The organism is Streptomyces sp. NPDC046261, assembly GCF_040646235.1.
Classification (GTDB): domain Bacteria; phylum Actinomycetota; class Actinomycetes; order Streptomycetales; family Streptomycetaceae; genus Streptomyces.
Genome location: NZ_JBEYZU010000002.1, coordinates 571,323 through 591,828, shown reverse-complemented (window position 1 = coordinate 591,828; position 20,506 = coordinate 571,323). Strand labels below are relative to the sequence as shown.

Below are 20,506 nucleotides of genomic sequence, written 5' to 3'. Positions count from 1 at the left end.
CCCTTCGGTATTTCGTGTTTCCAACCTTACCAGATCCGTTTTCCGTTCCGTTTCCGGTCCGAATTCCGTTTCCGGCCCCCTGTTGGAGCGGGGTTTCTCGCGCCTTCCGGCGTGATCACTACTTTAGCGGATTTCCTCCGTGACTCCTAATCGGAGTCCCGGGCCATCCCGTTCCGTATTCCGGCACGCCGAAATACTTCCCGTTCAGGGACCGTGCAGTGGTGATTGCCGCCGGTGCGGCTCGAGTGGCTGCTCCGGCGTCCTCGCGGACCCCGTGGCAACTCGGAGAACTCTACACGACGTTCAGGGGTGCTTGCGCCGCCCCTTCGGGCCCCGCTTCGGTGCCCTGGCCGCCGGGTTCCCCGTGCGGGTGGTGCGGCGGCGCTCGTAGCGGGTGCGGGCCTCGTCGTACTCGGTGCGGTGGAGCTTCTCGCCCGGTGCTTCGACAAGAGAGCGGAAGAAGTAGGCGAGGAGGGCGCCGATGAAGCCGATCATCAGGAGGTTGCGCATCGAGCGTTCGCGCGCCGTGTCCTTCGCCTCCGCGTCCGGGCGTCGCACGAAGCTCTCCCAGGTGCGGCGGAACGCGATGGTGCTGCATACGGCGAAGGCCACGACGACCATCATGTTGACCAGGCCGCCCACCTTCGCGATGGCCAGGCCCTCGTAGCCGAGGCGCAGGACGAACACGCCCGCCGCCGCCGCGGCCAGCGAGCCCAGCGCGACGCCGGCGCGCCGGAGGGCGTAGCCGCCGTCGTGGTCGACCCAGGTCGTACCGAAGAACCGGATGGGCTCCGGCCGTGGGGCGGCCGCTGCCTGGTGCTCATCGCTCATACGTCGATTATCGCCACCGGGCACCGCCCGCCCCGGAAGGCCCTGCGGCCCCTTGCCCGCAGCCCCTCCTGCCCCTCCCCGTCTCCCCCGCCTCCCCCGCTTCTCCGTCTCAGCCGGTGCAGCGGGCGGCGACGAAGTCGCTGCTGCCCGTCTTCACGTACGCGTCGGAGACGTACTGGCCCGGTGCGATGCAGTCCCAGATGTCGGTGGTGCCGCAGGGGCCGGAGATCGTCTCGCCGTGGGTCTGGCAGCGGATCGGCACGCTGGAGCCCGTCGGGAGGACCTTGACGAGCTCGCTGTCGGTGCTCGGGCCGCGGCGGACGTTGACCTGGTGGCCGGGTGCGATCGGGTAGTACGTCATGGTGCTCTCCCCCGTGAGGTGAATGACATGTGCAGGCTAGCAACGCACGGCACGCCTCCCCGGTCCCGGCTGTCCCATCGATTAGGCTCCGCAGGCGCCGAAAGCGGCCGATTGACACAGGTGACACGGGGGTGGGGGCATGCCGCCGCTGCGCAGTGCCGGGACGGGTCCGGAAGCGGACGATCCGGAGTATGCGGGTCAGTACCGGCTGGAGGGGCGGCTCGGTTCCGGCGGCATGGGTGTGGTGCACCTGGCGCGCTCGGCCTCGGGGCTGCGGCTGGCGGTCAAGGTGGTGCATGCCGAGTACGCGGCGGATCCCGAGTTCAGGGCGCGGTTCCGGCAGGAGGTCGCGGCGGCGCGGCGGGTGAGCGGGGCGTTCACGGCGCCGGTCGTCGACGCCGACCCGGACAGCGAGCGGCCGTGGATGGCCACGCTCTACATTCCCGGTCCGACGCTCTCCGAGCGGGTGAAGCGGAACGGTCCGCTGAGCGCTGACGAGGTGCGGCGGCTGACGGCGGGGCTCGCGGAGGCGCTGCGGGACATCCATCGTGCCGGGGTGGTGCACCGGGACCTGAAGCCCAGCAATGTGCTGCTCGCCGAGGACGGGCCGAAGGTCATCGACTTCGGCATTTCGCGCCCGTACGACAGTGAGCTGCGCACCGAGACCGGGAAGCTCATCGGTACGCCGCCCTTCATGGCGCCGGAGCAGTTCCAGCGCCCGCGCGAGGTGGGGCCGGCGGCGGATGTGTTCGCGCTGGCGTCGTTGCTGGTGCACGCGGCGACGGGGCGGGGGCCGTTCGAGTCGGAGAGCCCGTACATCGTCGCGTATCAGGTGGTGCACGACGAGCCGGATCTGGCGGGTGTGCCGGAGGACCTCGTCCCGTTGATCCGGGCCTGTCTGGCGAAGGAGCCCGCCGACCGGCCGACCCCTGACGTGATCATGGGCATGGTGCCGCTCGTTCCCGCGGCGTCGTCGGGGCTGCCGGCGCAGCGGCCCCGGCGGGTCCCCGCCCGTCCCGATGAGCGGCACAGTCCTGCCCCTGCCCCTGCCCCCGCCCCCGCTGCCCCGCGCCGTTCCCGGTTTCCCCGGGCCCGTTGGCTGGCCGTGGCCGCCGCGGCTGTCGTGGCTCTCGGGGTGGGAGGGACGTGGGCGGTGCACCAGGTCGACGGGCTGGGCAGGCAGCCGCTGCAGACGCGGCCCAACCCCGCCGGGTCCTCCTGGCAGCCGTGGGAGACGTCCGTGCCGGCGGACGCGGCGGGGAACGGCGAGGTGCGCGCGGGCTTCTGTACGTACGCCTCGGGCGCCCTCTACTGCACCGCGCGCGGTGTGCACGCGGCCCGGATAGACGCCGCCAGCGGCAAGGTGGCGTGGCGGCGGGCGGCCACCGCGCAGCGGCCCGGCGGGGGTGCTCCGAGCGCGCCCTTCGTCTCCGGCGGGCTGGTCCACGCGCTCTCACCGGACAAGCGGGAGCTGTCGGCGCTCGACCCCGCCACCGGTGAGCCGCGCTGGACGCGTGACGTGTCGGCGTTCGGTGGGCGGGTCTACCACGCGGGCGACACCGTGTTGCTGGTCGAGGCGGACGGCACGGTCACCGCCGTCGACGGCGCCACGAACCGGCAGCGCTGGCGGCATGCCCTGCCCGGTGGCATCAAGCCCGTCTTCTCCTTCTACGGCAGCGGGCCCGCCTACGCCCTCGCGTCCGCTCCCGACGGCCGGCGGACCACGGTCGTCGCCATCGACGCCGTGCACGGCTCGACGCTGTGGCAGTGGACGGGTGAGGGGAATCTGACCACGGTCGGCACCGGTCCGCAGGACGCGCTCTATCTCACCGAGAGCGACTCCCACACGCGCGTCTCGGCTGTCGTGCGGTACGCCCCGGGCATCGGACGGGAGCGCCGGGTGCCGCTTTCCACGCCTCTCGAGGCCACGAGCGTCGTGGCCAAGGGCGATTCGGTCTATCTGCTGTCGTCGGACGGGGGTCTGACGGCGCTGAACACGGCCAGGTCGGTGGCCGACTGGCGGCTGGAGACGTCCGTGGCCAACGCTTCGGCTCTCGTGGCGGGCGAGAACCGGCTGTACTTCTCCGCCGCCGACGGCCGGCTGCTGGCCGTCGACACGGCGCAGGGCACTCTGCTCGGACAGACGTCGCCCCGCCTGGCACGGGCCGGGCGGGGCTTGCTGGAGCTGCTCCCGGCGCCGGTGGTGGCGGACGGGAAGGTGTTCGGCGCGGCGCCGGACGGAACCGTTTTCGCGGTGAACGGGCTCAACCCGGCGGGCTGGCGGTAGGCACCGCGCTCCGCGCGCGGTGCCCTTGAGCAGCGAACAGCGAGCAGCCTGTCGCGTGCTCAGCCGAGCTTGCTGACGTCGCGGACCGCGCCCTTGTCGGCGCTGGTGGCCATGGCCGCGTAGGCGCGCAGTGCCGCCGAGACCTTGCGCTCGCGGTTCTTCGGGGCGTACGTGCCGCCGAGCGCCTCGCGGCGTGCCGTCAGTTCGGCGTCGGGGACGAGGAGTTCGATCGAGCGGTTCGGGATGTCGATGCGGATGCGGTCGCCGTCCTCGACGAGCGCGATCGTGCCGCCGGAGGCGGCCTCGGGCGAGGCGTGGCCGATCGACAGGCCCGAGGTGCCGCCGGAGAAGCGGCCGTCGGTGACCAGGGCGCATGCCTTGCCCAGGCCGCGGCCCTTGAGGAAGGACGTCGGGTAGAGCATTTCCTGCATGCCGGGGCCGCCGCGCGGGCCCTCGTAGCGGATGACGACGACGTCGCCCTCCTTGATGTTCTTGGACAGGATCTTCTCGACGGCCTCGTCCTGCGATTCGCAGACGACTGCCGGGCCCTCGAAGGTCCAGATGGACTCGTCGACGCCGGCGGTCTTCACGACGCAGCCGTCGACGGCCAGGTTGCCCTTGAGAACGGCCAGTCCGCCGTCCTTGGAATAGGCGTGCTCGACCGAGCGGATGCAGCCGCCGGCCGCGTCCAGGTCGAGGGAGTCCCAGCGCTCGGACTGCGAGAAGGCGGTCGCGGAGCGGACGCAGCCGGGGGCGGCGTGCCACAGCTCGACGGCCTCGGCGGAGGGGGAGCCGCCGCGCACGTCCCAGGTCTTGAGCCACTCGTTGAGGGAGGCGGAGTGGACGGTGTGGACGTCCTCGTTGAGGAGCCCGCCGCGGTGGAGTTCGCCCAGGATGGCGGGGATGCCGCCGGCGCGGTGGACGTCCTCCATGTAGTAGGTGCCGCCGGGGGCGACGTTGGGGGCGACCTTGGCGAGGCAGGGGACGCGGCGCGAGACGGCGTCGATGTCGGTCAGGTCGTAGTCGAGCTCGGCCTCCTGGGCGGCGGCGAGCAGGTGCAGGATCGTGTTGGTGGAGCCGCCCATGGCGATGTCGAGGGCCATGGCGTTCTCGAAGGCGGCGCGGGTGGCGATGTTGCGCGGCAGGACGGAGGCGTCGTCCTGCTCGTAGTGGCGCTTGGTGATCTCGACGACCGTGCGGCCGGCGTTCTCGTAGAGGGCCTTGCGGGCGGTGTGGGTGGCGAGCACCGAGCCGTTGCCGGGCAGGGAGAGTCCGATGGCCTCGGTGAGGCAGTTCATCGAGTTGGCGGTGAACATGCCGGAGCAGGACCCGCAGGTCGGGCAGGCGTTCTCCTCGATGCGCAGGACGTCCTCGTCGGAGACGTTCTCGTTGACGGCGTCCACGATGGCGTTGATCAGGTCCAGCTTGCGGACGGTGCCGTCCACGAGGGTGGCCTGGCCGGCCTCCATCGGGCCGCCGGAGACGAAGACGGTGGGGATGTTGAGGCGCAGGGCGGCCATGAGCATGCCGGGCGTGATCTTGTCGCAGTTGGAGATGCAGATCAGCGCGTCGGCGCAGTGGGCCTCGGCCATGTACTCGACCGAGTCGGCGATCAGGTCGCGGGAGGGCAGCGAGTAGAGCATGCCGGCGTGGCCCATGGCAATGCCGTCGTCCACGGCGATGGTGTTGAACTCGCGCGGGATGCCGCCCGCCGCCTTGATCGCGTCGGAGACGATCCGGCCGACCGGCTGCAGGTGGGTGTGGCCGGGCACGAATTCGGTGAAGCTGTTGGCCACCGCGATGATCGGCTTGCCGAAGTCCTCGCGCTCTACGCCCGCGGCCCGCAGAAGGGCTCGCGCGCCCGCCATGTTGCGGCCGTGGGTGACGGTGCGGGACCTCAGTTCGGGCATCCTGCTCCACTCCTCGCATCCTGTGACCGGGAACTCCGGCATTCTCCGGGGTCTTCCGAGCGTACGCCGGTGATCCAAGATCTGGACAGGGTTTCCGGTATGCGAGACGCGAGGTGGTCGTCGGGCGGACGTCGGCCGGGCGCCGGGCCGACGCCGGGCGGCGCGTCCGGGACGGATGGGGAAGCTCAGGCGCCCGTCAGGTGGCGTTGCACGGCGGGGGCGGTCATGGCGACGAGCTGCTCGATGTCCGCCGACGCCAGGGGCTCGATCTTGATGACGTACCGCAGCATGGCCACGCCGACCAGCTGGGCCGCCGCCAGCTCCGTGCGCAGCTGGGCGTCGGGGCCGCCGCCCAGTTCGGCGGCGATGCGCAGCATGACCCTGCTGGTCATCAGGTCGCGGAAGATCCCGGCCGCGGTGTCGTTGGCCACGGCCGACCGGAGGATCGCGAGGAACGGCTCGCGGGTGACGGGGTCCTCCCACACGCCGAGGACGAAGCGGGCCAGCCGCTCCCCCGCCCCTTCCAGGCCGCCCTCGACGAGGGCGTCGGGCGCGCTGAAGGCGGGGGCGACGGCCGCTTCGACGGCGGCGGCGAAGATCTGTTCCTTCGGGCCGAAGTAGTGGTGGACCAGTGCGGGGTCGACGCCGGCGCCCTTGGCTATGCCCCGGATGGACGCCTTGTCGTAGCCGTGCTCGGCGAACTCGGCGCGGGCGGCGGTGAGGATGCGCTCGCGCGCGCCGGGGCCGGTGCCGGCGTCCGTGCGGGCGGGGCGGCCGCGCTTCCTGGCGGCCGGGGGGCGGTCGGCGGGCTCGGTCATGGTCTCGGCACGCCCGTCGGGGAGGCGAGGTGCAGGCGGGTGAAGGCCAGGGCCTCGGCCAGGTCGGCCTCGCGCTCGGCGGCCGACATGGCGCGCCGGGTGTTGACCTCGATCACGACGTGGCCGTCGAAGCCGCTGACGGCGAGACGTTCCAGCAGCTCGGCGCAGGGCTGCTTGCCGCGCCCGGGGACGAGGTGCTCGTCCTTGGCGGAGCCGTTGCCGTCGGCGAGGTGGATGTGGGCGAGGCGGTCGCCCATCCGGTCGATCATCTGGAGTGCGTCGGTCCGGGCGGTGGCGGTGTGGGACAGGTCGACGGTGAAGTGGCGGTAGTCGTCCTTGGTGACGTCCCAGTCGGGCGCGTAGGCGAGCATCTCGCGGTCGCGGTAGCGCCAGGGGTACATGTTCTCCACGGCGAACTTGACGTCGGTCTCGTTCGCCATGCGCCACACGCCGCGGACGAAGTCCCGGGCGTACGAGCGCTGCCACCGGAACGGCGGGTGCACCACGACCGTCGTCGCGCCGAGCTTCTCGGCGGCCGCGCGGGCCCGCTGGAGCTTGACCCAGGGGTCCGTCGACCAGACGCGCTGTGTGATGAGCAGACAAGGCGCGTGTACGGCCAGGATGGGCACCCGGTGGTAGTCGGACAGCCGACGCAGCGCGTCGATGTCCTGACTGACCGGGTCGGTCCACACCATGACCTCGACACCGTCATATCCCAGCCGGGCGGCGATCTCGAAGGCCGTCGCCGTCGACTCGGGGTAGACCGATGCGGTGGACAGGGCGATCTTCGCATCCGGAATGCGCACCACTGGCTCTGTCACGAGGGACAGCGTATGCCCGCCCCTCGGGCGGCGGGCAGGTGGTCCCGCGAGCGGGGCGTGCGGGATCCGTCACGTGGCGCCGTGCGCGCGGCGTCGCGCGTCACGTCGTGGGCAGGTGGTCCAGCCGTCGCAGGATGACGCCTTCGCGCAGCGCCCAGGGGCAGATCTCCACCTCTTCCAGCCCGTACAGGTCCAGCGCCGCCTCCGCGACGAGCGCGCCCGCGAGCAGCTGGCGGGCCCGTCCCTCCGACACGCCGGGCAGCTCGGCGCGCTGCTTGGTGCTCATGCCGGCGAGCCGGGGCACCCACTCCTCCAGGGCATCGCGGTCGAGGGTGCGTTGGACGTAGAGGCCGTCGGCGGAGCGGGCGGCGCCGGCGATCCTGGCGAGCTGCTTGAAGGTCTTGGAGGTGGCGACGGTGTGGTCGGGGGTGCCGTGGCGGGTGAAGAGGCCGACGTTGCGGGCGATCTCCGTGCGGACGTGGCGGCGCAGCGCCCGTACGTCCGTGGGGTCGGGCGGGTCGCCGGGGAGCCAGCCGGTGGTGAGGCGGCCGGCGCCCAGGGGGAGGGAGACGGCGACGTCGGGCTCCTCGTCGAGGCCGTAGGCCAGTTCCAGGGAGCCGCCCCCGATGTCGAGCACAAGGAGCTTTCCGGCCGACCAGCCGAACCAGCGGCGGGCGGCGAGGAAGGTGAGCCGGGCCTCCTCCGGGCCGGAGAGCACGGAGAGGGTGACGCCGGTCTCCGCCTGGACCCGGCGCAGGACGTCGTCGGAGTTGGTGGCTTCGCGGACGGCGGAGGTCGCGAAGGGCAGGACCTCTTCGACGCCCTTGTCCTCGGCGGCCTGCAGGGCTCCGTGTACGGTCGCGATCAGCCGCTCGACGCCGGCGTCGCTTATGGCGCCGGCCTCGTCGAGCAGCTCGGCCAGGCGCAGCTCGGCCTTGTGGGAGTGGGCCGGCAGCGGGCGGGCACCGGGGTGCGCGTCGACCACCAGCAGGTGGACCGTGTTCGAACCCACATCGAGGACACCGAGTCTCATGGCCTGAACGCTACTGCTGCCCTCCGGGGCACTTACGCTTGAGGGGTGGCGAAGACGAAGAAGGCCAAAACGGACAAAGCGCGGGGCGCGGGTTCGACGGCCTCGAAGGACAAGACCTCGAAGGACGAGAAGAAGAGCTCCGGCAAGGCCGACCAGCTCGCCGCCAAGGTGCTCAAGACCCCGAAGAGCGGACCGGCTCCGTCCGTCGACGGGGGCGCCGGGGGTGCCGTGCCCGACGAGGTGGGGCTGGACTTCGCCCGCGCCTGGGTGGAGTTCCCCGACCCGGCGGACGAGGAGCAGATCTTCCGCTGTGACCTGACCTGGCTGACCTCCCGCTGGACCTGCGTCTTCGGCAGCGGCTGCCAGGGCATCAAGGCGGGCCGCGCCGACGACGGCTGCTGCACGCTCGGAGCGCACTTCTCCGACGAGGAGGACGAGCAGCGCGTCGCCGGACACGTCGCCCGGCTGACGCCGGACATCTGGCAGTTCCACGACGTGGGGGCGGAGTCCGGGTGGACGCAGCTCGACGACGACGGCGAGCGGCAGACCCGCCGCTGGCAGGGCTCCTGCATCTTCCAGAACCGGCCGGGCTTCGCCGGCGGCGCCGGCTGTTCGCTGCACATCCTGGCGCTGCGCGAGGGCCGCGAGCCGCTGGAGACCAAGCCCGACGTGTGCTGGCAGCTGCCGGTGCGGCGGACGTACGACTGGATCGACCGGCCCGACGACACCCAGGTGCTCCAGGTCACGATCGGCGAGTACGACCGGCGCGGCTGGGGCCCGGGCGGCCACGACCTGCACTGGTGGTGCACGTCGGCGCGGTCCGCGCACGGTGCCGGTGAGCCGGTGTACGTGTCGTACCGCGCGGAGCTGATCGAACTGATGGGCAAGAAGGGGTACGCGCGGCTGGTGGAGCTGTGCGAGGAGCGCATGGCCGCGCTGCTGCCGATGGCTCCGCACCCGGCCGACGCACGCTGACGGCCCGCCGATCCAGGCCCGCCGATCCAGATCCACCGATCCACGCCCGCCGATCCACGCCCGCTGATCCGAGTCCGCCGCCCCGCGCCGGCCGACCCGCGCCCGCCGATCGTTCAGCCCGTGCGTGACGGTGCCGGTGCGGGCGCCGGGCCGGTCGGGGCCGGGGGCGGCGTGGTCGGGTGGGCCGGGGGCGGTGACGGCTGGGGGGCCGCGCCACGCCCCTCGATCGTCACCACGCTCCCGCCGGGCGCGATGGCCACGCGCGCGCTCCATCGCCCGGTGGGCTCGCGGGCGTGGTCGACGTGGACCGTGACGGTCACGGACTGGCCCGGGTGCAGCACTCCCCCCGGCTGGCTCAGCCGCAGCCAGGGCGCGTCGGCCGACATCGACCAGCTCACGGGCCCGCCGCCGGCGGCGGTGAGGGTGATGAGCGTGGCGGTGCCGCTGGGCTGTGCCTCGACCGTCAGCCGCCCGGGGCCCACGACGCGTCCGGGCGCGGCGGGAAGGGGGGCCGCACCGGCGCCTGCCGGAGGCGTCGGTCCCACCGCGGGCGGCACCGGCACCGGCCTGCCGTCGGGTCCGATGACGGCGACGGAGACGTCGGCGAACCGGTGGGCCACCGTCGCGGGCGTGCCGGAGCCGCTGCCGGTGGAGCTGTGGGTGGGGCCCGAGGGGCCGTAGGGGGCCGCGTACGGGTCGTCGTACGAGCCCTCGCGTGTGCTGCCGCCCAGGCTGTCGGTCTCCGTGGCGGAAACCGAGGCCGCGCCCTGTCCCTCGCCGAGCGGCCCGCCGCGGTACGCGGCCCACAACGCCAGCAGGGGCGCGGCGACGACGGTGGCGACGACGGTGGTCGTCACGGCCCGGGTACGCAGCCGGCTGCGGCGGGCGGCGCGGTCCTTGGGGGCGAGCGGGAACCCGCCGCGGTCGAAGCGGGGAGTGACGCGCGCGGCGGCCGCGCGCCGGCGCTGGGGCCGTGGGCCCAGGGCGTGCCGCAGGGCGGCGTGCGCCGCCGGCCGGGGCGCTTCCAGGACGGGCAGGACCGCGTTGGACGCGGCGGTGCCGGGCCAGGGCTCACCGGCGCCCGCGCGCTCGGCGGTGCGGCGGCAGTCGGCGCACTCGTCCACGTGACGTACGAGCTCGCGCCGGAGCGCCGCGCCCAGCAGCACCTCGGTGTCCCCCGCGAACCGGGAGACGACCGGACAGCGGCCCGACTCCACCACGGCGAGGGCGGTGCGGGTGCGCTCGACCTCACAGGCCGCGCTGGAGAGCAGGGCGCGCGCGGCGTCGTAGTCCAGGCGCAGCACGGCGGCGACCTCGTGGGGGGCGAGGCCGTGGCGGACGGCCAGTTCCAGTGCTTCGCGCTGTTCGGCGGTGGTGCCGGCGGCCTCGGGCCAGACGAGCAGGGCCAGTTCCGCGCGGGCCCGGGCGTCGTCGGCGGCGGCCTCGCCGGGCCGGCCGCCGGCGCCGCGCTCACCCAGCCTGCGCAGGCACTCCCAGCGGGCCAGGGCGTACAGCCAGGCGCGGTGCGCTTCCTCGGCGGCGGGGGCACGGTCGGTGCGGCGCTCGGCGAGGGCGAGGGTCTCACCGAGGGCGCCGATGGCGGCGTCGTGGTCGCACAGAACGGACAGGCAGTAGGTGAACAGGCCGTCCAGGTGGGGTTCGTAGCGTTCGGGCGGGCACGGGGCACCCTCGGGGGCGGGGCTCTCCTCGGCGGCGTTCTCTGCGTGCTCAGCGTTTTCTGCGTGCCCAGCGTGCTGCCCATGCGGTGCGTGCTCCGCGTTGCTCTCTTCGGCGGCGTTCTCTTCGGTGGCGTCCTCGACGGCAGAGGCCGGGAGGGCTGTGGTGTCGGCGGGCTGGGCCGCGCGCGGCGCACGGCGGGATGCGCGGTGCGCGCCGGTGGCATGCGTGGGGGGCTCGGGCCTGCTCGTCATCATCCCGGCGACGGTAGGCCGATGGCGCGCCCCCGTCCGCCCCGCTCCCGCAGCTTTAACCCATACGGGTGACTCTCTCCCTCAAAAGGGGACAGGAGCCGCACATTCCGCGCGCGCACCTTTGCCGAAGGACCGGATGACACGTACTGACGCACGATGACGGGGGAGCCGGGCGGGCCGGGGCGGACGAGGCGGGCCGGGCGCTGTCAGTGGCCACCGTTACGGTGTCCGCATGGCTGCTGCCCGTACCTCCCGCTCGTCCGCCAAGGACCGGCCCTCCTACCGCTGCACCGAGTGCGGCTGGACCACCGCCAAGTGGCTCGGCCGCTGCCCCGAGTGCCAGGCGTGGGGCACCGTGGAGGAGTTCGGCACGCCCGCCGTCCGTACGACCGCGCCCGGCCGGGTGACGTCCGCCGCGCTGCCGATCGCGCAGGTGGACGGCCGCCAGGCGACCGCGCGCGGCACGGGCGTGCCCGAGCTGGACCGCGTGCTGGGCGGCGGGCTCGTGCCCGGCGCGGTGGTGCTGCTGGCGGGCGAGCCCGGCGTCGGCAAGTCGACCCTGCTGCTGGACGTGGCGGCCCGGGCCGCCTCGGAGGAGCACCGCACGCTCTATGTGACCGGCGAGGAGTCGGCGAGCCAGGTCCGGCTGCGCGCCGACCGGATCGGCGCGCTCTCCGAGCACCTCTACCTGGCCGCCGAGACCGACCTGTCCGCCGTCCTCGGCCATCTGGACACGGTGAAGCCGTCCCTGCTGGTCATGGACTCCGTCCAGACCGTGGCCTCCCCCGAGATCGACGGCGCGCCCGGCGGCATGGCCCAGGTCCGCGAGGTCGCCGGCGCCCTCATCCGGGCCTCCAAGGAGCGCGGCATGTCCACGCTGCTCGTCGGCCACGTCACCAAGGACGGCGCGATCGCGGGTCCCCGCCTGCTGGAGCACCTGGTCGACGTCGTGCTGCACTTCGAGGGCGACCGGCACGCCCGCCTCCGCCTCGTGCGCGGGGTGAAGAACCGCTACGGGGCCACCGACGAGGTCGGCTGCTTCGAGCTGCACGACGAGGGCATCACCGGCCTGACCGACCCCAGCGGCCTCTTCCTCACCCGGCGCGCCGAGCCGGTGCCCGGCACCTGCCTGACGGTCACCCTGGAGGGCCGCCGCCCGCTGGTGGCGGAGGTGCAGGCGCTGACGGTCGACTCGCAGATCCCCTCCCCGCGCCGCACCACCTCCGGCCTGGAGACCTCCCGCGTGTCGATGATGCTCGCCGTCCTCGAGCAGCGCGGCCGGATCAGCGCCCTCGGCAAGCGGGACATCTACAGCGCCACGGTCGGCGGGGTGAAGCTCTCCGAGCCCGCCGCCGACCTCGCCATCGCGCTCGCCCTGGCCAGCGCCGCCAGCGACACCCCGCTGCCGAAGAACCTGGTGGCCATCGGGGAGGTCGGCCTCGCGGGCGAGGTCAGACGGGTCACGGGCGTGCAGCGGCGGCTGGCCGAGGCCGCCCGGCTCGGTTTCACCCACGCCCTCGTGCCCGCCGATCCCGGCAAGATCCCCAGTGGCATGCGGGTGCTGGAGGTCGCCGACATAGGCGAGGCGCTGCGTGTGCTGCCCGGGCGACCCCAGCGGGAGAAGCGTGGGAACCGCGAGAAGGGGGAGAAGCGGGCGGAGAGCGGGCGCGAGGCCGTGGCCGGACCCCGACCTGAGGAGAGCTGAGGACAGCCCCCTAATAGGCTGGGCGCCAGTAGACTTTGCCCTGGTCCCGCCCGTACGTACACACCGTCGTACGCGACGCACACGGCGTGCACGACGGCGTACACGACAGCAGGGCGGCCTGCGGCACCGTTGACCTTGCGACCGGAGGAGTGCAGTGGCAGCCAACGACCGGGCATCGGGCCCCGGCAAGGCCGGAAGCGGCTCCGGTGGCTCCGGCGTCGAGGGGCTGATGCGCGCCTCGCTGAGCGCCGTCGCGCCCGGCACGGCCCTGCGCGACGGCCTTGAGCGCGTTCTTCGCGGCAACACCGGCGGGCTCATCGTCCTCGGCATGGACAAGACCGTCGAGCAGATGTGCACCGGCGGTTTCGTCCTGGACGTCGAGTTCACCGCCACCCGTCTGCGCGAGCTGTGCAAGCTGGACGGCGCGCTGATCATCGACAAGGACATCTCCAAGATCGTGCGGGCGGGCGTCCAGCTCTACCCGGACGCCTCGATCCCCACCGAGGAGACCGGCACCCGGCACCGCACCGCCCAGCGCGCGTCGATCCAGTCCGGCTTCCCCGTGGTCTCGGTCAGCCAGTCGATGCGGCTGATCGCGCTGTACGTGGGCGGCGAGCGCCGCGTGCTGGAGGAGTCGGGCGCGATCCTCTCCCGCGCCAACCAGGCGCTGGCCACCCTGGAGCGCTACAAGCTCCGCCTGGACGAGGTCGCGGGCACGCTGTCCGCGCTGGAGATCGAGGACCTGGTCACCGTCCGGGACGTCACGGCCGTCTCGCAGCGGCTGGAGATGGTGCGCCGCATCGCCACGGAGATCGCGGAGTACGTGGTCGAGCTGGGCACCGACGGCCGGCTGCTCTCGCTCCAGCTGGACGAGCTGATCGCCGGCGTGGAGCCCGAGCGCGAGCTGGTCGTGCGGGACTACGTCCCCGAGCCGACCGCCAAGCGCACCCGCACGGTCACCGAGGCCCTGGCCGAGCTGGACTCCCTCACCCACGCCGAGCTGCTCGAACTGCCCATCGTGGCACGGGCGCTGGGCTACAGCGGCTCCCCGGAGACGCTGGACTCCGCCGTCTCGCCGCGCGGGTACCGCCTGCTGGCGAAGGTCCCCCGGCTGCCCGGCGCCATCATCGAGCGGCTCGTGGACCACTTCGGGGGCCTGCAGAAGCTGCTCGCCGCGAGCGTGGACGACCTGCAAACGGTCGACGGCGTCGGCGAGGCCCGGGCCCGTTCGGTCCGCGAGGGGCTCTCGCGCCTCGCGGAGTCGTCGATCCTCGAGCGGTACGTCTAGGGCGGTACGTCTAGGGCGGTACGTCCAGGCGGCACGTCCAGGCGGTACGTCCAGTAGGACTGCGGGCAGAAGGCTTGCGGATAACGGTGAGGGCCCCGCCTGTGGCGGGGCCCTCACCGTTGTCCGCTGTCCGCTCCGGTGTCTCAGGTCCGTTCCAGGACGAACTCCGCGTGCTCGGTGACGCCTGCCACCTTCACCTCGACCTTGTAGGTGCCCGCCGCGGCCGCGGCGCTGCCGGCGGGCGTCGCGCAGCGCGGGGCGCTGCGCTTGCGGTCCCACTCCAGCGTGCGCTTGGTCTCGCCCGAGCCGGGCACCTCGAAGAGCACGGCGCCGGTGCCCCGGGGGCAGTCGTCGGACGCCCACACGTGTTCCTCGCCCTTGCTGTCGGTGATCTTCAGCAGGGCCGCGCCGGCGCCGAAGTTCACCTTGCAGGCGCTGCCACCGGAGTTCCGCACGACGAGCTCGAACTTCGGCTTCTCGTCGGGCCGGTAGGCGGACTTGACGCTGCGTACCGACACCTTCACCGATCCTGACGTGCAGTCGGGCAGGCTCGATCCGGCCGCGACCGCCTTGCCTTCGCCACTCACGCCGGTCACCGCGAGCCCGGCGCCGCCGCCGAAGCCGCCGCCCGTGCCTCCCGCACCGCCGCCCGTCCCGGCGCCGCCGCCGGAGCCGCCGCCCGTACCGCCGGTACCGGCACCGCCGGTGCCGCCGTTGCCCGAATCGTCGCGGCCGCCCGGTCGTTGACTGATGTGCGGGCCCGAGGGCGTCGGGCCGGGCGTGATGGTGGTGTCCGCCGAGCCCTTGCCGTCGGTGGCCTCGCTCTGGGAGCCCTCGGAACCGTCACCACCCCCCAGGGCGAACAGCCACACCATCAGCAGTACGAGAAGGCCGAGCAGGCCAAGCGCAACTGCCCTCCGCCGCCAGTAGATGGAGGAGGGAAGCGGCCCGATCGGATTGCGCAGAGATCCCACGCGAAGACTCTACGAGAGATCGGCCCGGGCACCAGCCAGTACCCGCCGTAGGAGTGCCTGCTTTTCTCATCATCTGCCCGCAAGCCGGACGGTTGGAGCCCATCGCTCCGCGGCCGTGGGCGGGCCGGAACGCGCGACGGGTGTACGGCGCAGGTACGACGGTTTCAGGCCGAAAACGGGCGTGGCCACTCGCTCTTGTGCCCGAAGCCGCGGCCGTTGTCGACCAGGCGCAGCCAGTCGGGCCGCAACTCCCACACTCCGGCACGGTCCATGGCCTGACGCAGGCGCTCGGTCCGTTCCACGTAGGGAAAGCGCGCGCTGTAGGCGCGCCACGCGGTCTCGCGGTCGGCGCCTTCCAGCAGGCGGCACACGCCGCGGCCCTGAATACCGGTCAGCTCGCTCCAGTCCTGGCCGTCGCGCTGTGCGGTGAAGGCGACGCGTGCGTCGCCGGAGAGGAGGGCGCGGCCGTGCCGGGTGCCGGGAGAGGTGACGAAGACGAGGGCGGGCACGGGAGGTCGTCCGTCGGCCGGTTGCGGGTCGGCGAGCGCGTAGAGCACGGCGCACGCCTGGGGCCCGTCCTTGTCCGCGTACGCCAGGGTCATGGTGGTGTGCGCGTCGAGGGCCGCCCTGATGTCGGTCGGCAGCGTCTCCGTCGGGGTCATGCGATCAGCGTAGGCAGATTCCCTGTGCGGCGGTCCGGTGCCCCCGTCACCCGGTTCGGTCCCCCGAGACGGGCGTGGCGGCCGCGGCGTTGCGGCAGCGCTCGGGTGGGTGGCGGCAGGAGGAGCAGTACCAGCCGGGGGCGAGCGCGGGCACGGGGGTCACGTCCCACCACAGGGGGTTCGCGCAGGCTCGGCAACGGACAAGGGGCGGGGCTTCGCGGCCGGTCTCCATCCGGGCCAGGGTCGCGGAGAGCGTCGATCATGCGGGCCGGTTGGCCCGTTCGGTCACCCGAACGGGGCGGACCGGGGCGGGCTTGGCCGACGTGGGCCCGGCGCGTTTCCCCGGCCCGGCGCGGGCATGCCAGGATCGGAGTGTCATGACTGCGATGCCTGCCACCACGCCCCAGACGTCCACCCTTCTGCACGCCCCGGTGATCGACTGGTTCGGCGTGCACGCCCGCGATCTGCCCTGGCGCCGCCCGGAGGCCGGGCCGTGGGGGGTGATGGTCAGCGAGTTCATGCTCCAGCAGACGCCGGTGAGCCGGGTGCTGCCGGTGTACGAGCAGTGGCTGGCCCGCTGGCCGCGCCCCGCCGCCCTGGCGGCGGAGGCGCCCGGCGAGGCGGTCCGCGCGTGGGGGCGGCTGGGCTATCCGCGCCGTGCGCTGCGGCTGCACGCCGCCGCCTCGGCGATCACGGAGCGGCACGGCGGCGAGGTGCCGGACGACCACGCGAAGCTGCTCGCGCTGCCGGGCGTGGGCGAGTACACGGCGGCGGCGGTGGCCTCGTTCGCGTACGGGCAGCGGCACGCGGTCCTGGACACGAACGTCCGCCGGGTCTTCGCGCGCGCCGTGACCGGCGCCCAGTACCCGCCGAACGCCACGACGGCCGCGGAGCGCAGGCTCGCCCGGGCGCTGCTGCCCGAGGACGAGAAGGTCGCCGCCCGCTGGGCCGCGGCCACGATGGAGCTGGGGGCGCTGGTCTGCACGGCCCGGACGCCCGGCTGCGGCCGCTGCCCGATCGCCGCGGAGTGCGCCTGGCTGGCCGCCGGGTCGCCGGCGCACGACGGGCCGCCGCGCCGCGGGCAGACGTACGCGGGGACGGACCGGCAGGTGCGCGGCAAGCTGCTGGCGGTGCTGCGGGAGGCCGTCGCGCCGGTGCCGCAGGCGGCGCTCGACGCGGTGTGGCACGAGCCGGTGCAGCGGGCCCGCGCCCTGGACGGGCTCGTCGCCGACGGTCTCGTCGAGCCCCTCGCGAACGGCATGTACCGGCTGCCGCTCACGTAGTCGTCACAGGCGACGCACCCGGCACGGCCGTCACAAAGAGCGCTCACGGACTTGTCATACAGAGCCGTCGCGTCGCACCGCCGGCCCCCTCCGAAACGGACAGAGCCGCTCTTTCCCCGATCTATCCGCCGGGCTGTTACACAACCTATGGACAGCTGTGCACCAGCCGAAGGGCTGCCGCACATCACGTCGCAACAGCTCCTCCGTAGCGTCCTGTCCGTGCTGGAGGACCACCAGCGTGACGCGGGGACGCAAGCGGAATGGAGGCTGCGAGTATGGCCAGCAGCGGCAAGGTTCTGGACTTCGAAGAGTACGTGCGCAACCGTCAGGACGCCCTCCTGCGCAGCGCCCGGCGACTGGTCCCGGACCCCATCGACGCGCAGGACCTCCTCCAGACCGCTCTGGTGCGCACGTACGGCCGCTGGGACGGCATAGCGGACAAGTCGCTGGCCGACGCCTACCTGCGCCGCGTCATGATCAACACCCGTACGGAGTGGTGGCGCGCCCGCAAGCTCGACGAGGTGCCCACCGAGCAGCTCCCCGACGCCAGCGTCGAGGACGGCACCGAGCAGCACGCCGACCGCGCCCTGCTGATGGACATCCTCGGTGTCCTGGCGCCCAAGCAGCGCAGCGTTGTCGTGCTGCGACACTGGGAGCAGATGAGCACGGAGGAGACGGCGGAGGCGCTGGGCATGTCGACCGGCACGGTCAAGAGCACGCTGCACCGGGCCCTGGCGCGGCTGCGTCAGGAGCTGGAGAGCCGCGACCTGGACTTCCACGCCCTCGAGCGCGTCGATCGGGGGCAGGAACGGTGCGCGGCCTGAGCAAGGCCGCCGGCCTCAGGCCGGCGCTGATCACCGGTGGCGCGGTCTCCGCAATGGCCGCGACCGCCGGTCTTCTGCTTGTCGGGTGCGGTGCGAGCAGTGAGGGCGTGCGCAAGGAGGGGCCGGCGCAGACCCAGTCCGCCGCGAAGGCCGCCTCGCGGACGCCCTCGGCGACGGCCACCCCGGCCCAGGGGAAGGTCGACGCCATCAAGCTGATCAAGTCGGACCCCAAGGTCAGCGACCAGATCAAGAAGAACCTCAAGCCCTGTGTGAAGGACCACTACCCCGTGGACGTGATCTACGGGCAGCTGACCGGGGCCTCCCGTTCCGACATCGTGGTGAACCTTCTGACGTGCGGTGACTCCATAGGCATCGGGTCGTATGTGTACCGTCCCAAGGGTGACTCGTACGAGAATGTGTTCGCGGCCGAGCAGTCTCCCGTCTATGCCGACATCGACCGGCGTGATCTTGTGATCACCAAGCAGGTCTACGCTCCGGGTGACGCCGTCTGCTGCGCCTCGGGGGAAGATGTCCTGACCTACCACTGGTCGGACGGCGCCTTCCGCGAGTCCGGACGTACGCACACCGACTACGGCAAGGTCGGGAACAAGGGAACGGAGGGCTGAGGGCAGCGTGGCCGATACGCATGTGCTCTTCGTCGAGGACGACGACGTCATCCGCGAGGCGACCCAGCTCGCGCTCGAGCGCGACGGCTTCGCCGTGACCGCGGTGCCGGACGGGCTGCTGGGGCTGGAGAGCTTCCGCGCCCGGCGGCCGGACATCGCGCTGCTCGACGTGATGGTTCCGGGGCTGGACGGGGTCAGCCTGTGCCGCCGGATCCGCGACGAGTCGACCGTGCCCGTGATCATGCTCTCGGCCCGCGCCGACTCCATCGACGTCGTCCTCGGCCTGGAGGCCGGCGCCGACGACTATGTGACCAAGCCCTTCGACGGCGCCGTGCTCGTCGCCCGGATACGGGCCGTGCTGCGCCGCTTCGGGCACGCCAGCGGCGCGGCCGGCGGCGGGGCGGCCGCCGAGGCCGGCGAGGGCCTCGAGGGCGGGCTGCTGCGCTTCGGCGACCTGGAGGTCGACACCGAGGGCATGGAGGTCCGCAAGGCCGGCACGCCCGTGGCCCTGACCCCCACCGAAATGCGGCTGCTGCTGGAGTTCTCCGCCGCGCCCGGCACGGTGCTCTCCCGCGACCGGCTGCTGGAGCGGGTCTGGGACTACGGCTGGGGCGGCGACACCCGCGTCGTCGACGTGCACGTGCAGCGCCTGCGCGGCAAGATCGGTCAGGACCGCATCGAGACGGTCCGCGGCTTCGGCTACAAGCTCCGGGGCTGACCGTCGGTGTCGCTGTCCCTGTCGGTGAAACGCATGGTCGCAACGTGGTGAAGCTCGCGCTCCGCACCGGTCTGCGCTGGAAGGTCAGCCTGGCCATCGCGGGCGTCGGCGCGCTCGTGGCCGTCGCGCTCAGCCTCGTCGTCCACAACGCGGCCCGCGTCTCCATGCTCAACAGCAGCCGCGACCAGATGGACGACCGGGTCCAGATCGCCCAGCGCTACTACGAATCCACCGGCGGCAAGCTGATGCTGCGCGCCAAGGTGGACGACCCCGCGCTGCCCAAGCCGCTGCGCGACGCCGCCGACCTCGGGCTGCGCGCCACCTACCTGCAGGACAGCGGCACCGGCGCGCCCGAGGTATGGGCCTCGACGCCGCTGCGCAACGGCAAGATCCTCTCGATCCACACCCGCTTCAAGGACCGCTACGACATCCTCAACGACCTCGACCGGGCCCTGATCATCGGCTCGGTCTCGGTCGTCCTCGGCGGCTGCGCGCTGGGCATCCTCGTCGGCGGCCAGCTCTCGCGACGGCTGCGCAAGGCGGCCACGGCCGCCCGCAAGCTCGCGGACGGCGATCCGGACGTACGGGTGCGCGACGCCATCGGCGGCCGGGTGCGCGACGAGACGGACGACCTCGCCCGGGCCGTCGACGGCATGGCCGAGGCCCTGCGCGACCGTCTGGAGGCCGAGCGCCGGGTCACCGCCGACATCGCGCACGAGCTGCGCACCCCCGTCACCGGCCTGCTGACCGCGGCGGAACTGCTGCCGCCGGGCCGGCCGACCGAGCTCGTACGGGACCGGGCGCAGGCCATGCGCACGCTCGTCGAGGACGTGCTGGAGGTCGCCCGGCTGGACAGCTTCGCCGAGCGGGCCGAGATGCAGGACCTCGAGCTCGGCGAGTTCGTGCTGCGGCGGGTGCGGGCGGTGGCCCCGGACGCCGTCGTCAGGATCGCCCGGAGCGCCTACGTCTCCACCGACCCCCGCCGCCTGGAACGCATCCTGGGCAACCTGCTGGCCAACGCCGCCAAGCACGGCAAGGGCCCCGTGGAGGTCACCCTCGAGGGCCGGGTGCTGCGGGTGCGCGACCACGGGCCCGGCTTCCCCGAGGAGCTGCTCGAGGAGGGCCCGAGCCGCTTCCGCACGGGCAGCAAGGACCGCGCCGGCAAGGGCCACGGCCTGGGCCTGACCATCGCGGCCGGCCAGGCCCGCGTCCTGGGCGCCCGCCTGACCTTCCGCAACGCCGACCCGGAGGTGGAGGGCGGGAGCGGCGCGATCGCCGTGCTCTGGCTGCCGGAGTCGTCCCCGACGAGCACGGGCAGCTTCCCGATCATCCAGGTGCCGGACTAGGCGCTCGCACCGCACGTTCACGGCACGGACCGCGGGCCGGTGGCCGAAGCCACGCCGCCGGCGAGCCGAGTGTCAGTGGCATGGGTCACAGTGGGTGAGGGGCGTCGCCGGAC

General features: G+C 73.1%; 18 protein-coding genes. 9 read left to right on the top strand and 9 right to left on the bottom strand.

What is annotated here, in order from left to right:
- Positions 1-303: 303 nt before the first annotated feature.
- Positions 304-831: a hypothetical protein gene (locus ABZ956_RS06850; RefSeq protein ID WP_361887992.1), complete on the bottom strand. Its 528-nt coding sequence runs from the start codon at positions 829-831 to the stop codon at positions 304-306.
- A gap of 109 nt (positions 832-940) precedes the next feature.
- Complete coding sequence (locus tag ABZ956_RS06845; RefSeq protein WP_361887989.1) at positions 941-1,192, bottom strand: peptidase; 252 nt, start codon at positions 1,190-1,192, stop codon at positions 941-943.
- A gap of 139 nt (positions 1,193-1,331) precedes the next feature.
- Here ABZ956_RS06845 and ABZ956_RS06840 point away from each other — a divergent pair, with 139 nt between their 5' ends.
- Positions 1,332-3,479 (top strand): serine/threonine-protein kinase, encoded by a 2,148-nt coding sequence (locus tag ABZ956_RS06840; RefSeq protein WP_361887986.1) that lies wholly within the window; start codon positions 1,332-1,334, stop codon positions 3,477-3,479.
- A gap of 59 nt (positions 3,480-3,538) precedes the next feature.
- Here the strand turns inward: ABZ956_RS06840 and ilvD are convergent, their stop codons facing one another.
- The 4 genes from ilvD to ABZ956_RS06820 form a co-directional block, all read right to left on the bottom strand.
- On the bottom strand, positions 3,539-5,389 hold the full coding sequence (ilvD, locus tag ABZ956_RS06835) for a dihydroxy-acid dehydratase (protein WP_361887984.1): 1,851 nt from the start codon (positions 5,387-5,389) through the stop codon (positions 3,539-3,541).
- A gap of 185 nt (positions 5,390-5,574) precedes the next feature.
- Positions 5,575-6,207: a TetR family transcriptional regulator gene (locus ABZ956_RS06830; protein WP_361887981.1), complete on the bottom strand. Its 633-nt coding sequence runs from the start codon at positions 6,205-6,207 to the stop codon at positions 5,575-5,577.
- Positions 6,204-7,028, bottom strand: a complete 825-nt coding sequence (locus ABZ956_RS06825; protein ID WP_361887978.1) for a sugar phosphate isomerase/epimerase — start codon at positions 7,026-7,028, stop codon at positions 6,204-6,206. Before ABZ956_RS06825 ends, ABZ956_RS06830 begins: the two co-directional genes overlap by 4 nt.
- 100 nt (positions 7,029-7,128) lie before the next feature.
- Positions 7,129-8,061: a Ppx/GppA phosphatase family protein gene (locus ABZ956_RS06820; protein WP_361887975.1), complete on the bottom strand. Its 933-nt coding sequence runs from the start codon at positions 8,059-8,061 to the stop codon at positions 7,129-7,131.
- A 228-nt stretch (positions 8,062-8,289) separates the two neighbouring features.
- Here ABZ956_RS06820 and ABZ956_RS06815 point away from each other — a divergent pair, with 228 nt between their 5' ends.
- Positions 8,290-9,036 carry a hypothetical protein gene (locus tag ABZ956_RS06815; protein WP_361888053.1) on the top strand — a complete coding sequence of 249 codons (747 nt, stop codon included), beginning with the start codon at positions 8,290-8,292 and terminating at the stop codon, positions 9,034-9,036.
- A gap of 113 nt (positions 9,037-9,149) precedes the next feature.
- Here ABZ956_RS06815 and ABZ956_RS06810 read toward each other — a convergent pair whose 3' ends face one another.
- A complete protein-coding gene (locus ABZ956_RS06810; protein ID WP_361887973.1) occupies positions 9,150-10,970 on the bottom strand; it encodes a sigma-70 family RNA polymerase sigma factor in 1,821 nt (606 codons plus the stop codon).
- A 229-nt stretch (positions 10,971-11,199) separates the two neighbouring features.
- On the opposite strand from ABZ956_RS06810, the gene radA reads away from it, so the two are divergent.
- Positions 11,200-12,672, top strand: coding sequence for a DNA repair protein RadA (radA, locus tag ABZ956_RS06805; protein WP_361887970.1), 1,473 nt, complete (start codon positions 11,200-11,202; stop codon positions 12,670-12,672).
- 154 nt (positions 12,673-12,826) lie between these two features.
- Positions 12,827-13,960: a DNA integrity scanning diadenylate cyclase DisA gene (disA, locus tag ABZ956_RS06800; protein ID WP_361887968.1), complete on the top strand. Its 1,134-nt coding sequence runs from the start codon at positions 12,827-12,829 to the stop codon at positions 13,958-13,960.
- A 143-nt stretch (positions 13,961-14,103) separates the two neighbouring features.
- On the opposite strand, the gene ABZ956_RS06795 is transcribed toward disA, so the two are convergent.
- Both ABZ956_RS06795 and ABZ956_RS06790 read right to left on the bottom strand, forming a co-directional pair.
- Entirely contained in the window at positions 14,104-14,934 is an 831-nt protein-coding gene (locus tag ABZ956_RS06795; protein ID WP_361887966.1) for a hypothetical protein, read from the bottom strand.
- 164 nt (positions 14,935-15,098) lie between these two features.
- A complete protein-coding gene (locus ABZ956_RS06790) occupies positions 15,099-15,596 on the bottom strand; it encodes a pyridoxamine 5'-phosphate oxidase family protein (protein WP_361887964.1) in 498 nt (165 codons plus the stop codon).
- Positions 15,597-15,973: 377 nt separating this feature from the next.
- On the opposite strand from ABZ956_RS06790, the gene ABZ956_RS06785 reads away from it, so the two are divergent.
- The 5 genes from ABZ956_RS06785 (at position 15,974) to cseC (ending at position 20,393) form a co-directional block, all read left to right on the top strand.
- Positions 15,974-16,879, top strand: a complete 906-nt coding sequence (locus ABZ956_RS06785; protein ID WP_361887963.1) for an A/G-specific adenine glycosylase — start codon at positions 15,974-15,976, stop codon at positions 16,877-16,879.
- A 275-nt stretch (positions 16,880-17,154) separates the two neighbouring features.
- On the top strand, positions 17,155-17,703 hold the full coding sequence (locus ABZ956_RS06780) for a SigE family RNA polymerase sigma factor (RefSeq protein ID WP_361887960.1): 549 nt from the start codon (positions 17,155-17,157) through the stop codon (positions 17,701-17,703).
- Positions 17,691-18,329: a hypothetical protein gene (locus tag ABZ956_RS06775; RefSeq protein ID WP_361887958.1), complete on the top strand. Its 639-nt coding sequence runs from the start codon at positions 17,691-17,693 to the stop codon at positions 18,327-18,329. Before ABZ956_RS06780 ends, ABZ956_RS06775 begins: the two co-directional genes overlap by 13 nt.
- Positions 18,330-18,336: 7 nt before the next feature.
- Positions 18,337-19,047 carry a two-component system response regulator CseB gene (gene cseB / locus ABZ956_RS06770; protein ID WP_361887955.1) on the top strand — a complete coding sequence of 237 codons (711 nt, stop codon included), beginning with the start codon at positions 18,337-18,339 and terminating at the stop codon, positions 19,045-19,047.
- A 44-nt stretch (positions 19,048-19,091) separates the two neighbouring features.
- Positions 19,092-20,393 carry a two-component system sensor histidine kinase CseC gene (gene cseC / locus ABZ956_RS06765; RefSeq protein WP_361887952.1) on the top strand — a complete coding sequence of 434 codons (1,302 nt, stop codon included), beginning with the start codon at positions 19,092-19,094 and terminating at the stop codon, positions 20,391-20,393.
- Positions 20,394-20,506: the final 113 nt, after the last annotated feature.

Bases quoted from the DNA above. Each gene is read 5' to 3' on its own strand.
- ABZ956_RS06850 (WP_361887992.1), bottom strand. From the start codon at position 831: ATGAGCGATGAGCACCAGGCAGCGGCCGCCCCACGGCCGGAGCCCATC.
- ABZ956_RS06845 (WP_361887989.1), bottom strand. From the start codon at position 1,192: ATGACGTACTACCCGATCGCACCCGGCCACCAGGTCAACGTCCGCCGC.
- ABZ956_RS06840 (WP_361887986.1), top strand. From the start codon at position 1,332: ATGCCGCCGCTGCGCAGTGCCGGGACGGGTCCGGAAGCGGACGATCCG.
- ilvD (WP_361887984.1), bottom strand. From the start codon at position 5,389: ATGCCCGAACTGAGGTCCCGCACCGTCACCCACGGCCGCAACATGGCG.
- ABZ956_RS06830 (WP_361887981.1), bottom strand. From the start codon at position 6,207: ATGACCGAGCCCGCCGACCGCCCCCCGGCCGCCAGGAAGCGCGGCCGC.
- ABZ956_RS06820 (WP_361887975.1), bottom strand. From the start codon at position 8,061: ATGAGACTCGGTGTCCTCGATGTGGGTTCGAACACGGTCCACCTGCTG.
- ABZ956_RS06810 (WP_361887973.1), bottom strand. From the start codon at position 10,970: ATGATGACGAGCAGGCCCGAGCCCCCCACGCATGCCACCGGCGCGCAC.
- radA (WP_361887970.1), top strand. From the start codon at position 11,200: ATGGCTGCTGCCCGTACCTCCCGCTCGTCCGCCAAGGACCGGCCCTCC.
- ABZ956_RS06790 (WP_361887964.1), bottom strand. From the start codon at position 15,596: ATGACCCCGACGGAGACGCTGCCGACCGACATCAGGGCGGCCCTCGAC.
- ABZ956_RS06785 (WP_361887963.1), top strand. From the start codon at position 15,974: ATGACTGCGATGCCTGCCACCACGCCCCAGACGTCCACCCTTCTGCAC.
- ABZ956_RS06780 (WP_361887960.1), top strand. From the start codon at position 17,155: ATGGCCAGCAGCGGCAAGGTTCTGGACTTCGAAGAGTACGTGCGCAAC.